Source organism: Acetobacterium wieringae, from assembly GCF_001766835.1.
GTDB classification, from domain to species: Bacteria; Bacillota; Clostridia; order Eubacteriales; family Eubacteriaceae; genus Acetobacterium; species Acetobacterium wieringae.
The window spans coordinates 20,056-33,447 of record NZ_LKEU01000023.1 but is presented as its reverse complement, the minus strand read 5'-3'; the positions used below and the strand labels follow the sequence as shown (position 1 = coordinate 33,447).

Sequence of the window (13,392 nt, the reverse complement as noted above, 5' to 3'; positions counted from 1 at the left end):
GTTTTTCATTATTTATTTATGATTTTTTTAATTGTTTAAGCGATTATTTTTTCTGCAGTTCAATCCCAGTATCATGGCCATTGAGATTAAACACTTCACCAACACCGGCCTTAACCGTAATCGTATCAGCCAGGGTTTCAGTTTTAATAAAATCAGTATAGATTTCAATCGCCCGATCCATGGCTTCGTCACTGCTGTAGGTAATGTCAATCCGATCCATCACTTCGTAGCCGTTGGCTTTTCGCAGCTGCTGAATCCGGGAGACAAACTCCCGGGCACAGCCTTCATCGAGTAGCTCCTGTGTGAGGCTGGTATCAAGAATAATAAACTTATTGTTAAACATCTGGACATTGAAGCCTTCTTTGGCAGAAATCCGGATATCGATGAAATCTTTGCGCAGTTCGAGGCTTTCGCCATCCAGCTCAATCACAAAGCTGCCATCAGCTTCCAGCTTGGCCACCACCTCACTGGCTTCCACTGAAGCCAGGGCCTTGCCCAGCAGCTTGACATTCTGACCGAGAATCGGGCCAGCGACCTTAAAGTCGGGTTTTAAGGCATAGTTCATGAAGTCACCCAGATTATCTTCAAAGACGACGTTTTTAATATTTAGTTCCTCTTCAATCAGGACGCAAAGATCGCCCAGGGTTTCCCGGTACTTGCCATCGACAATGATCTTGGATAGCGGTTGGCGAACCTTGATCTGGGCTTCTTCCCGGGCACCACGACCGAGGCTGACCAGTTCCCGTACCAGATCCATCGGTTCTTCAATGGCCTCCTGAATCAGCGCTTCGTTAGCCGTTGGATAGTCGGCCAAATGGACCGAAACCCCATCGGTCAGCTTTTGATACAGTTCTTCTGTGATGTATGGCGCAAAGGGCGCACACAGCCGAACCACCCCTTCAAGCACTTCCCAGGTGGTGTTATAAACGGCTTTTTTATCCTCCGTCAGTTCGGTTCCCCAGAACCGACGACGGTTGCGGCGGATATACCAGTTGGATAAATCTTCGTTAACAAAATTCTGGATTTTTTTGACCGCTTTGGTCAGATCAAAGACGTCCATTTCTTCCCGGACTTCTTTAACCAAGCGGTTGTATTTAGAAAGAATCCAGGCATCAATTTCGGGACGATTGGCATAGGGCACAAAGAATTCCCGGGGATCGATGCTATCGGTATTGGCATACAGGGCAAAGAAATGGTAGGTATTTTTTAAGGTATTAAAGAATTTACTTTGCACCTCTTTAATCCCCTTGACATCAAAACGAGTCGGCGTCCAGGCCGGCGAGACATAAAGCAGATACCAACGCAGCGCATCCGCCCCATATTCAGAAAACATTTCAAAGGGATCAACCGTATTGCCCCGGGATTTGGACATTTTCTGGCCGTCGGCATCGAGGATCAGGTCATTGACCAGCACTTTTTTATAGGGCGCTTTACCGGTGACAAAGGAAGAAATCGCCAGTAATGAATAGAACCAACCCCGGGTCTGGTCAATCCCTTCACAGATAAAATCAGCCGGGAATTGTTCTTCCCACAGTTCTTTGTTTTCAAAGGGATAGTGATGTTGGGCAAAAGGCATCGAGCCGGAATCAAACCAGCAGTCGATCACGTCTTTGACCCGGGTCATCGTTTTGCCGCAATCCGGGCAGGTGAAATGAACATCATCCACATAAGGGCGGTGCAGCTCAATGCTTTCGTCAATCCCCTCAATGGCCCGTTCCACCAGTTCTTTGCGGGAACCGACGGTTTCCAGCTTCCCGCACGCATCACAGCGCCACACCGGCAGCGGCGTTCCCCAGTAGCGACTTCTTGAGATCGCCCAGTCATTGAGGTTTTCCAGCCAGTTGCCAAAACGTTTTTCGCCGACAAAATCCGGGTACCACTCGACGCCATTATTATTTGCGATCAGGGTACCTTTGATCTTGGTCATTTCGATATACCAGCTTGGTTTGGCATAATATAAAAGCGGGGTTTTGCAGCGCCAGCAATGGGGGTAATTATGGAGCACCTTTTCTTTTTTGAACAGTTTGCCTTCAGCTTTTAACCATTTGATGATATCGAGATCGGCATCGATGACAAATTGTCCCTTCCAGGGGGTGTCGGTATATTTGCCGTCCTCGGCCACCGGCTGCAGCACCGGCAGATGGTAGGCACGGCCAACCTTGTAGTCATCTTCCCCAAAAGCCGGGGCGATATGAACAATCCCGGTACCGTCTTCGGTGGTGACATAGTCGGCACAGGTGACAAAAAAAGCTTTTTTGTCGGGCGTCACAAAGGGCATCAGCTGATCATACTCAACGTACTCCAAGTCTTTTCCCTTCATTTCTTCAATGATTTCGTAGTCATCGCCCAGGAGTTTGGGCGCCAGCACCTTGGCACAGATATACACGTCATCATTGCTGCGGGCTTTGATGTAATCGGCCTCGGGATGAACGGCCAGTGCCACATTGGCCGCCAGGGTCCAGGGGGTAGTGGTCCAGACTAAAAAGTATTCGTTGGCATCCTTGCGTTTAAAGGCCGCAACAACGGTGTTGCTTTTGATTTCCTGATAGCCCTGAGCGACCTCATGGGAGGCCAGACCAGTACCACAGCGGGGGCAATAGGGCATGATCTTATGCCCTTCATAGAGAAACCCTTCTTTATTGAATTTATCGAGAATCCACCAGACCGATTCAATATAATTGTTATCCAGGGTGATGTAAGGGTTTTCCATGTCAATGAAATAACCCATTTTGCGGCTCATTTCCTTCCATTGTCCTTCGTAATTGAAGACCGATTCCTTACATTTTTCGTTGAACTTATCAATGCCGTAGGCTTCAATTTCCGGTTTGCTGGACAGCCCCAGCTGTTTTTCAACTTCGATTTCCACCGGCAGACCATGGGTATCCCAGCCGCCTTTACGCAGCACCCGATAGCCATCCATGACCTTATATTTACAGACCGTATCTTTCAGTGTCCGGGCCAGCACGTGGTGGATTCCGGGACGGCCGTTAGCCGTTGGGGGACCCTCATAAAAAACAAAGTCCTGTTTCCCCGCCCGGTTATCAATACTCTGCTGCAACAGATTCATCGCTTCCCATTGTTTTGAGATTGCATCTTCTCTGTCGCCAATTTTTCCTTCTATTAATGTTTTAAACTGCGCCATATTTCTACCTCCATTAAGTCTCTCTTAGTTTACATAACTGCATTGCTTAATCTGTGTTTATTTTCTGCTCTTAAGTAATACGCTTTGGGATCACGCAATCCGTAATCGCACCAAGACTCGCCAAACACAAAAAACGCCCCCTGAAAAATCCAAGGGACGAAAAATCGCGGTACCACCCAAGTTGGCAGCAAACTGCCCACTCCATGAAGTTAACGATTCCCCGGGATTTCCTAAGCTTAATTAACCAATGGCCAACTTAAGTCTTCAGAAATCCTGTTCAAAGGTGATCTCTCTGAGGTATCTTTCGACAATCTTTCACCGAATTGATTATCTCTCTGTTAAAGCATTCCCCACAGCGTCCTTATCCTGACATTTATTTTTTTAGTTAGTTGAATACAATAGTTAATAACGATTTAAAAGTAAAAAGGTCTGTTTTATATTCTATCCAATATCCTTAATAAAATCAAGTTTTTTGAAATGTTTATTCAAAAAATTAAGAATATGGGTTATAATAAGGGCGAACTATTCATTCGTTACACAGATCATTGGGAAACAAAACGATTTGACTACCGCCGTTTCCAATTGATCTGTCCATTTCCAAAAAGGAGTCATTATGAAAACACGTTATATTATTCTTTCGGTTGTCCTAATTGGGGTTCTGATTGCTGGCGCCGTCTTTATGATCCCAAAGCTGATGAATGACGAAAAAACGACCGATCAAAAAACAACCGCTGAAGAAACAACAACGACCAAACAACCTGACCAAATTAAAAATAATCTGCCGGATACCACCGCTACCACTGCTATTGTGGTGCCCCAGGACATGCAAACGGTCATTTCCGAAAATCAGGCCGATCTCTATGTTGATGAAGCCGGTCTACTGGCGGGCAATTATCCCATCCAGATGGTTCCGCTGTATGGCGTAACCAGCGTTTCCGAATCGAACCAGATCACCACCGCCGCAGGCAAACCAGGCTGGAAAGCGGCCTATGTTTCGGATTTTTCCACTGATGAAATCCTTAGTTTTTACCAGAGTCTGCTGGCTGTCGCCCCGGATTATAGCGAGGAAACCGTTTCTGAATCCACCAATCTGAAGGGAACTGTCAGCGGCTATACCATCAGCCTGACCATTTCCCCAAACAATCCGGATAAAACTGACCTTCCCGGGGTGAGTGCTGTCAGTGTCTTTATTGATCAGGTTTGATGGGTTCAGATTTTTAAAAAAATCAGGTCATTCAAACCCTTGTATTCTAAAAATAATATGGGATAATTCTATACTAAGCCAAGGGTTTTCTGCGGCTTAGTATTTTTTATCGGCAATTGCAAAAATACCTGGCCGCTGTGGCCTGTTTTCACCCATCATGATTGCGCAATCTTGATCCATTTTGCAAATGCCTGGCATTTTTTAGAAAACGAGGAAAGAAAATGAACGAACAAACCAGAAAAATCACCTACACTGCCCTGATGATGGCCCTGACTTTCATCATGACCTCCCTGATCAAGATTCCCCTGCCAACGGGTTACATCCATCCCGGCGATGGGGCGGTACTGTTATCTGCCTATATCCTGGGGCCCTGGGGCGGTCTGATTGCTGCCGCCATCGGCTCGGCCAGCGCTGACTATTTTGGCGGTTACGGCGCCTATGTGCTGCCGACTTTTATTGCCAAAGGCTCAATGGCCTTTATTTTTGGCTATCTGATGAAGCGTTTCCCTGACAAAAATATCCTCCTTGGGATGTTCCCGGCAGTGATTGCCATGACGGCCGTTTACTACGTTTCTGAAGTGATTATGTACGGCAATATTGCCGGTCCGCTGGTCAACGTCCCGTTTAGCCTGTTGCAGGGCGTATTTGGGGTTGTCCTGGTCACCATTTTACACAAACCACTGGAACGCTTTCGCCTGACCCCGGTCAAGTTTTAACCATCTAAAAAAGACCCCTTGGGTCTTTTTTTATTTGCTCAGAGTTAGCAGACGGTTTACATATAACCCTTCATGGTATCCAGATATTCTTCGGCATTGTCCCGGATGCTCTGGATTTCTTCCGGCTTCAGTTCCCGAACCACCTTAGCTGGGCTGCCCATGATGAGTGAGTTGGGCGGAAAGACCTTGCCTTGAGTCACCAGTGAACCGGCACCGACAATGGAGTTATCGCCGATTTTGGCTCCGTTAAGAATAATCGCCCCCATCCCCACTAAGACATTATCCCCGATTTCGCAGCCGTGAATAATGGCATTGTGACCAATGCTCACGCCAGCACCGATGACTGTGGGATAACCTGGAGCCACGTGCACCACCGTACCATCCTGAATATTGGTGCGATCGCCAATGGTAATACTGTCCACATCCCCCCGGATGACTGCCTGAAACCACACCGAGATAAAATTACCCAGCTTTACTTTACCCACTACATCGGCACTTTTTGCAATAAAAACGGTTTTACCCAACATCATTCTGTTCACCCCACCTTAATCTACTTCGAATTATTATGACTACATGATACTATTTTCAGGACTTTTTGTAAAGTTTTTCCAAGATCCCCCAATTTATGATAAAATATCAGCAAAACAAAAACACAAAGGACGAGTCAATGAATATAGCCAGTATTGAGAACTTAAAAAAAACCTATGGGATCAAAACCCTTTTTCATGATATTTCTTTTTCCATCGCCGACACTGACAAGATCGGGGTGATTGGGGTCAACGGCTCAGGTAAAACCTCGCTGCTTAAGATTATTGGAAGCCTCGACAGCCCCGACGCTGGTGCAGTTAAATTTTTTGGCACCAAGCGGGTCGAAATCCTGCCCCAGGATCCCGATCTTAACCCAGATACCACGGTGCTTTCCCAGGTCTTTTGCGCCAACTCGCCGGAAATGAACCTGGTCCGGGATTATGAGTCCACCCTGGCCACCCTGGAAGATTCCCCGGAAGATGCCCCCCTGCAAAAGCGGCTGCTGTCGTTATCTCAGCGTATTGATGACGAAAACCTCTGGAATCTAAAATCCCAGGTCGAAACAATCCTCTCCCAGCTGGGTATTCACGACTACCATAAAAAAATCAAGCAGCTTTCCGGTGGCCAGCGCAAACGGGTGGCGATGGCCTCGGCCCTGCTGACACCTTGTGATTTGCTGATTCTCGATGAGCCGACCAATCACCTCGACAATGACACCATTGCCTGGCTGGAAAACTACCTGTTAAACCGCAAAGGGGCGCTGCTGATGGTAACTCATGACCGTTATTTTCTGGATCGGGTGGTGACCCGAACAATCGAATTGGATAAGGGCCAGCTCTATGAGTATACCGGCAATTATTCAGACTTTTTAGAACAGAAAGCGAACCGCCGGGAAGCTCAAAACGCCATTGAAGCCAAACGTCAAAACCTCTACCGCCGGGAACTGGCCTGGATCCGCCGGGGGGCCCGGGCCCGAACCACCAAACAGAAAGCCCGAATTCAACGGTTTGAAGAAATTAAAGACCAGGCCACCGATCTGTCCGAAAATCAAATGGAAATCTCGGTGGGCTTTTCACGGCTGGGTAAAAAAGTCATTGAAATCGAGCATTTATGCAAATCCTTTGGCCCCCAGAAAATTATCAGCGATTTTTCGATGATCCTCGGTCCCAGTGAACGGATTGGGATCATCGGTAAAAACGGATATGGCAAATCGACCCTGCTCAATCTTTTGGCCGGAAAACTTAAGCCGGATAGCGGCACCATCACCCTGGGGGATACCGTTAAACTCGGTTATTTTTCCCAGGAATCCGAGGATATGGATCTGAGCCTCCGGGCCATTGATTATATCCGGGAAAAAGCCGAAGTCATGGAAAATTCCCGGGGTGAAACGGTCACCGCCGCTCAAATGATGGAGCTTTTTCTGTTTGATAAAAACAGCCAATGGGTGTATATCTCCGAACTCTCCGGCGGCGAACGACGGCGGCTCTATCTGCTGGGCATCCTGATGATGGCTCCCAATGTATTGCTGTTTGATGAACCCACTAACGATCTGGACATTGACACCCTGACGATTCTGGAAGCCTACCTGGACGAGTTTCAGGGCTCGGTACTGACCGTTTCCCATGACCGTTATTTTCTGGATCGTACCTGTGAACAGATTTTATCTTTTGACGGTAAAGGCCAGATCACCAGCCAAACCGGGAATTATTCGGACTATATCAAAAAACATCCCCTGACTGGCCTGGGTACCAAAGACAATAGCCCGGAACAGCCGGAGAAAAAAACCGCCGCCCCGGCCAGTGAAAAACCGAAAACCCGCAAGCCCGGCCTGACCTATAAGGAAAAACGGGAGCAGGAAGCCCTGCTGCTGGATCTCGAAGCCAAGGATCAACGACTGGATTTTGTCACTCAGAAGCTGTCAGAAACCACCAGGGATTACACCGTCTTAGAGGAACTGGCCAACGAAAAGGCCGTACTGGAAGACGAACTGCTGACCATCATGGATCGGCTGGAAACCCTGGAAACCCTGGAAAAATAACAAAAGCGCCTCATGGGCGCTTTTTGCTTGTCTTTTTACTATTTATCGGACTTCCCTTTCAACCGGGCAACGGCTTCCCGGGCGGTGTCCCATTCGTTATAATAGAGGGTTTCGTCTTTCATAATCTCCTGTTTTTCATGGCCTTTTCCAGCCAGCACCAACACATCTCCCGGACCGCACAGGGTAGCACCATAATAGATCCCTTCCTGCCGGACTTCAACCGTGGCAACCTGATCGGTTTTCTCCCGAACCCCCGCCACCACCGCATTGATAATATCCATCGGGTTTTCACTGGCAGGGTTGTCCGAGGTGACCACCACCATATCGGCATAGGCGCCAGCGATCCGGCCCATGATTGGCCGTTTTTCCTTGTCCCGGTCGCCATTGCAGCCAAAGACCAGAACAATCCGACCAGGAAATATTTTTCGCACCGACTGGAGCAATTTCTCCAGCGAATCGGGCGAATGGGCGTAATCAATGACCACATCAAAGGGGGCTTCCACATCGAGAATTTCCATCCGGCCGGAAACCCCCGGCATCGTCGCCAGGGCCTCCCGAATCACGCTCATCGGCACCGCTTCTTCCACAGCAACAATGATCGCCGCCAGGGCATTATAAACCATGAACTCACCGGGAATATTTAAAAACAGTTTTTCCTCTGCCACTGGAGTAACCAGTGTAAACGCCGTTCCCGTCGTTCCCAAAACCAGATCTTTGGCATAATAATCACTCCCTGGTTTTAAGCCATAGGTAATCACTGGCGTCGCCGATTTTTGTGCCAGCAGTTCGCAGAGCTTCTGCCCCCATGGATCATCGCCATTGACAATGCTGGCCTTGTTTTGCTTAAAAAAAAGTTTGGCTTTCGCCTCAAAATAATTTTCAAAGGTCTTATGATAATCCAGATGATCCTGGGTCAGATTGGTAAAAATACCGTAATCAAAATCCACCCCATTGACCCGATCCAGAGCCAGTCCATGGGAAGAAACTTCCATAAACAGGTGACTGCAGCCGCCATCCTTCATTTCCTTGATGATCTCCTGGACTTCCAGCGATTCCGGGGTCGTCCGGCCTCGATTATCAACCACCTGGTCGCCAATCAGATTATGGATGGTGCCAATCAAACCGCATTTCTTACCTTCGCTTTCAAAAATATGCTTAAGCATATAGGTCAGTGAGGTTTTGCCATTGGTTCCGGTAATCCCGGTCACTAGCATCGACTGCGATGGCTTCCCGTAAAAGCAGCTTCCCAGGCTTCCCAGCGCATAGCGGGAATCGGCGACTTTAATGTAGCAGACCTCCGGCTGATACTCGGGCAGATCATTTTGATAAACCACGGCAACCGCACCGCCATCGATGGCATTACCGATATAGCGATGACCATCTGTGACGTAGCCGGGAATGGCCACAAACAGACTGCCGGGGACAACTTCCCGGGAATTATAGCAAATTTTTTCTATCTCACAGTCCGGTAGACTGTTTCTTACTTCGATTATTTTTAGTTCGTTTAACAATAGTTCCAGTTTCATTGGTTTTCCTCTCTTGTTTATCATCCGTAAAACTCATTTATTATTATACTGTTTTCCCTTTTGTCTGTCTACACCTGTATGACTAGCAGAAGTCAACCCTTTGGCGCAACATCTACAACAGCACAAAATAAAAAGAGAGACACGTTTTTCGTATCTCCCGAGTAAGTCAATCAAATCCGCATTTTTACATTTTAAACATATTGGCACAGGATGCCACAACACATTCCACCCCAAAATCGTCCTTAGTCACTTCCTGTCCCGGCTCGATCACGGCCACCCGGTGATCCCATTTAAGCGACAGAAACATTTCCAGGATTTCCACATCACCCTGGGTGATTACAAAATCCAGTTTCAGCACCTGGCTTAGGTGGCGGGCACAATGAATCCACTCATCCAGATCATAGGCACCTGAATCAATCATCATCAGGGACTTGTAGTTTTTAAACATAATTTCCATGATCATTTCAGCCCGCTTGGGCCCATATTTGTTGATGGCATAATGATATTCTTCTTTTAAAGACTTTTTCCCCATCATCCAACCGCGGGTGATAAAGTAGGTTTCACCCCGGATCGATTTGAGTTTCTCCTTATTATGAAGCAGAATCTGGATACAATCCTCAGAGCGCAACAGCGCCAATCTGGCATGGTCACTACGCAATCCGATCAGGGCTTTGCCGCAATTCCCGTAGCTGAGCAGAATGGTGTCGTATTCCTGATGACGGTTGATCTCTTTTTGCAGTTCCTGATTTAGCATATCCGGGTTGTTATGAAGTTCTGCACTCATCCAAATGGTGTCATAATTGATGCCGGTATTTTTCATCGCCAAGCTCATCTCGTCCTGAATCATTCCACACGCAATTAATAAGATACTTTCTTTCATCCCATACCTCAGTTATTCATAACTAATCGAAGGAAGCGACTGCCTCCAACCCTGAATCGTCACCGGTAAAGTACATAAGACCCCATCCAATGGGGTGATCTTTTTCATCCATCAGCTTCTGTTCCACCACCAGCACCGGATCACCTTCCATGATATCCAGCACCTGACTAACTTCGCCGGTTGCTGCCATGGCCCGAATCTTCAGCTTTTTGGTCATCGCAAAAATGGAGTTCTTTTTGGCCACCATTTCGGGAAAGGTCGCATAGCGAATTTCTTTCTCGACAATCGGAATGCCCCGGTAATACGGAATATACTTAACATCAAAGGCCTTTACCACCCCATCGCTGACAAATACCCGTTTGACCACGATGACATGTTTGTTTTCGGGGATTTCCAGGTTAAAGCCCACCTCATAGCTGGGCTTCACGACGTTGACTTCAATCAGTCGGATTTCCTCACCTTTTTTTTCAGTCGTCATCATTTCATCAAAATGAAGGGTGTACGAATCCAGATTCGGCTCACAAACATAGTTTCCTTTACCTGGTATGGAGTAAATATACCCTTCATTGACAAGTACAGCCAACCCTTTTCTGACCGTCATGCGACTGACATTAAATTCTTCACAGAGAAGATTCTCAGATTGTATGGCATCACCCGGTTTAATTTCTTCACTGGTTATTCTATTTTTTATTGCATCGACTATTTTTAAATATTCGGGGGATCCCATTTCTCTACCACCTTGGTCTATTTTCTATTTATTGTTTTTTTCCGGTTTTTTCAATCATCCATAATTTGCATTTCTCGACCCCAGTCATCACATCTTTAGTGGCAAAATCGGCACCAACTATCTGAGCTGCCTTTTCATCAATGACAGCACCACCGATAATGACCCGGTAATCATCCCGGATGCCCCGGTTAACCAATTCACAGACTACCGCCCGCATTTCATAAATGGTTTCCTGCTGCATACCACTCATGCCGATGATATCCGGTTTGACGGTTTCAATAGCTTCGATGACCTGATACAGCGATACATCCGTCCCTAAATCAATGAGTTCGAATCCGGCAGTTCTGGCAAAGGAACCAAAAATATTTTTGCCAATATCGTGACAATCTCCAAACACCGAAAAAAGCAATAGTCGCCCGATCTTATTTTTAGGGGTTACCTTAGTAACTTCTTTTAATTCTTCCAGCTCCATCACTTCCTGAAAAATGATCCCGGCAAAAATCAAATCCGCAATAAAATAATCACTGGTTTCGTATAATTTACCAACCCGTTCCATTCCGGTTTGGAGCCAATTAAAAATGTCAATTGGTTTAAACCCTTTTCGAATAGCAATCCGTACCAGTTCCAGGGTTCGATCCTCATATAATCCTTCGATGGATCTTACAATGCTATGTTTCATAATTTAAGTTCCACTCCCTTAAAGGTGTAAATTGAATACCACCACCACGTTTATCAACCTGGCTTTATCTAAATGATCACACCTGGAATTTCTAGTTTAATATTTTTCAAAGTTCTTATAATTATAACCTAAATTATTTTTTTTGATAATGGTATAATTGATATTTATCATACAAATTTTTATTTCTTTAAGTTTAGAGGCCTTTGCTCTTCTCTTAATGAAGAGCAAAAGTTACTAAACTGTCAACTTTTTATGCCGCTGATTTTTTAGCATAGGTAAAATGATAGCAAGCAGGAATGATAACGGCCCCACCAATAATATTTCCCAAGGTTACTGGAAGAATATTGTTCAGAAAAGCCTGGGCCCAGGTTACATCTGCGCCGCAGAAGATCCCCATGGGAATAAAAAACATGTTGGCCACACTATGCTCAAAACCAGACAAAACGAAGAGCATGATGGGGAACCAGATCGCAAAGATCTTACCGATGATATCTTTGGCCCCGGATTGCATCCAGACCGCCAGGCAAACCAGCATGTTACAGAAAATCGCCCGGATGATCACTGGCATTAAAGGAATCGCACATTTTGCTTCGGCAATGCCAATAGCTTTTGCTGTCATCGCTTCACCATAGAGACCGCTTTGTGACATTAAATAAGCCAGTAAAACAGATCCCACCAGATTGGCTGCCCAGACCACACCCCAGTTACGCAACATTGCGCCGACGGTAATTTCTTTTTTGAAAAGTGATAAGGTCATCAGGTTGTTTCCAGTAAACAGTTCTGCACCACAAATAACCACCAGCATCAGGCCCACCGGGAAAACCCCAGCCCCAATATACTTGGCAAAGGTCGCTTCAAAACCAGTACCGGCACCCGATGTAATAACCGTAAAACCATAAGCCCCAAAACCAATAAAGACACCAGCAAAAATACCCAAAACGAGCATTTTACTGATTGGCAGCTTGGCTTTATTATTACATCCGTTCACCATGTTCTCGCAGATTTCTGCGGGACTAAAAAAATTATTCACCCTCTCCTCCTAAACATAAAGTTTTCCGATTTTGATGAAATCGTTTGTCGAAATTATACCATACTTATATCGACCTGTATATACAAATATCTACAAATCTTATAAATTTAGCGCTAATAAAGATGTCTCTATTTGATCAAGAGTCATCCTATTTCTCTTTCGTGTAAATAAAAAAAGGATAAAGATCCGAGCTAACGCTCCCCTTTATCCTCGTATTTTTATTTTATTTTGGGGTTATTAAGGCTTAGACCCATCCCTGACAGATTTTAACGCCTTCTGCTGCATTGGTGGTAAATTGATCAGCACCCACATATTCACAGGATTCTTTCGTAACCGGATTTCCGCCAATGATCACTTTAGCATCGATGCCAGCAGCTTTGAGCGCATCGACCGTTTCTTTCATCGAATCGATCGCTAATGTTAAGACTCCACTCATACCAATGATCGCCGGATTGCAATCTTTGGCTTTTTCGACAAAGATTTCTGGAGCCACATCAATCCCCAGGTCAATCACTTCAAATCCTGCCGCTTCCGACATACTCTTAAAGATATTTTTTCCGATATCGTGTAAGTCACCATGAACCGTTCCGATAACGATCGTTCCAGCAACTGCTGAATCATCACCGCCTAAAACCGGTTTTAGCACATTGATAGCTTCGGTTAACAATTCGCCAGCAAAGATCAGATCGCCAACAAAATATTCGCCTTTTTCAAACAGATCACCAACCAGTGCCATACCACCCTGACAGGCAGCAACGGCTTCCTGTGCTTCTGCTTCAGAAGGATTCGTCGCCACAAAATCATTGAGCAGATCCATTACATCTTCTTCTTCTAAATCTCCAACTGCCTGTGTTAATACCTTTAAATCCAGCATTTTAATACCCCTTCTTTAAAAAAATCATCTCATAAAAAACTTGTGTGA

The 13,392-nt window shown here is 46.0% G+C and carries 11 protein-coding genes and 1 other annotated feature; of the genes, 3 read left to right on the top strand and 8 right to left on the bottom strand.

Going from position 1 to position 13,392, the window contains the following annotated elements; translation table 11 throughout:
• Positions 1 to 43: 43 nt before the first annotated feature.
• Positions 44 to 3,142 carry an isoleucine--tRNA ligase gene (gene ileS / locus ACWI_RS05600; protein WP_070370451.1) on the bottom strand — a complete coding sequence of 1,033 codons (3,099 nt, stop codon included), beginning with the start codon at positions 3,140 to 3,142 and terminating at the stop codon, positions 44 to 46.
• 149 nt (positions 3,143 to 3,291) lie between these two features.
• Positions 3,292 to 3,519, bottom strand: a binding site (T-box leader).
• A gap of 236 nt (positions 3,520 to 3,755) precedes the next feature.
• Between ileS and ACWI_RS05595 the strand changes: the two genes are divergently transcribed.
• Both ACWI_RS05595 and ACWI_RS05590 read left to right on the top strand, forming a co-directional pair.
• Complete coding sequence (locus tag ACWI_RS05595) at positions 3,756 to 4,346, top strand: hypothetical protein (protein ID WP_070370450.1); 591 nt, start codon at positions 3,756 to 3,758, stop codon at positions 4,344 to 4,346.
• Between the two features lie 221 nt (positions 4,347 to 4,567).
• Positions 4,568 to 5,062 carry an ECF transporter S component gene (locus ACWI_RS05590; RefSeq protein ID WP_070370449.1) on the top strand — a complete coding sequence of 165 codons (495 nt, stop codon included), beginning with the start codon at positions 4,568 to 4,570 and terminating at the stop codon, positions 5,060 to 5,062.
• A 56-nt stretch (positions 5,063 to 5,118) separates the two neighbouring features.
• On the opposite strand, the gene ACWI_RS05585 is transcribed toward ACWI_RS05590, so the two are convergent.
• Positions 5,119 to 5,592, bottom strand: a complete 474-nt coding sequence (locus tag ACWI_RS05585) for a gamma carbonic anhydrase family protein (RefSeq protein ID WP_084633523.1) — start codon at positions 5,590 to 5,592, stop codon at positions 5,119 to 5,121.
• Between the two features lie 137 nt (positions 5,593 to 5,729).
• Here ACWI_RS05585 and ACWI_RS05580 point away from each other — a divergent pair, with 137 nt between their 5' ends.
• Positions 5,730 to 7,628, top strand: a complete 1,899-nt coding sequence (locus tag ACWI_RS05580; protein WP_070370448.1) for an ABC-F family ATP-binding cassette domain-containing protein — start codon at positions 5,730 to 5,732, stop codon at positions 7,626 to 7,628.
• 38 nt (positions 7,629 to 7,666) lie between these two features.
• Here ACWI_RS05580 and ACWI_RS05575 read toward each other — a convergent pair whose 3' ends face one another.
• The 6 genes from ACWI_RS05575 to ACWI_RS05550 form a co-directional block, all read right to left on the bottom strand.
• Entirely contained in the window at positions 7,667 to 9,154 is a 1,488-nt protein-coding gene (locus ACWI_RS05575; protein ID WP_070370447.1) for a UDP-N-acetylmuramoyl-L-alanyl-D-glutamate--2,6-diaminopimelate ligase, read from the bottom strand.
• Between the two features lie 184 nt (positions 9,155 to 9,338).
• Positions 9,339 to 10,034: a DUF1638 domain-containing protein gene (locus ACWI_RS05570; RefSeq protein ID WP_070370446.1), complete on the bottom strand. Its 696-nt coding sequence runs from the start codon at positions 10,032 to 10,034 to the stop codon at positions 9,339 to 9,341.
• Positions 10,035 to 10,056: 22 nt separating this feature from the next.
• A complete protein-coding gene (locus ACWI_RS05565; protein ID WP_070370445.1) occupies positions 10,057 to 10,761 on the bottom strand; it encodes a GntR family transcriptional regulator in 705 nt (234 codons plus the stop codon).
• A 28-nt stretch (positions 10,762 to 10,789) separates the two neighbouring features.
• Positions 10,790 to 11,440: a cobalamin B12-binding domain-containing protein gene (locus ACWI_RS05560; RefSeq protein WP_070370444.1), complete on the bottom strand. Its 651-nt coding sequence runs from the start codon at positions 11,438 to 11,440 to the stop codon at positions 10,790 to 10,792.
• A gap of 250 nt (positions 11,441 to 11,690) precedes the next feature.
• On the bottom strand, positions 11,691 to 12,470 hold the full coding sequence (locus tag ACWI_RS05555) for a formate/nitrite transporter family protein (protein ID WP_070370443.1): 780 nt from the start codon (positions 12,468 to 12,470) through the stop codon (positions 11,691 to 11,693).
• A 244-nt stretch (positions 12,471 to 12,714) separates the two neighbouring features.
• Positions 12,715 to 13,344 (bottom strand): cobalamin B12-binding domain-containing protein, encoded by a 630-nt coding sequence (locus ACWI_RS05550; RefSeq protein ID WP_070370442.1) that lies wholly within the window; start codon positions 13,342 to 13,344, stop codon positions 12,715 to 12,717.
• Positions 13,345 to 13,392: the final 48 nt, after the last annotated feature.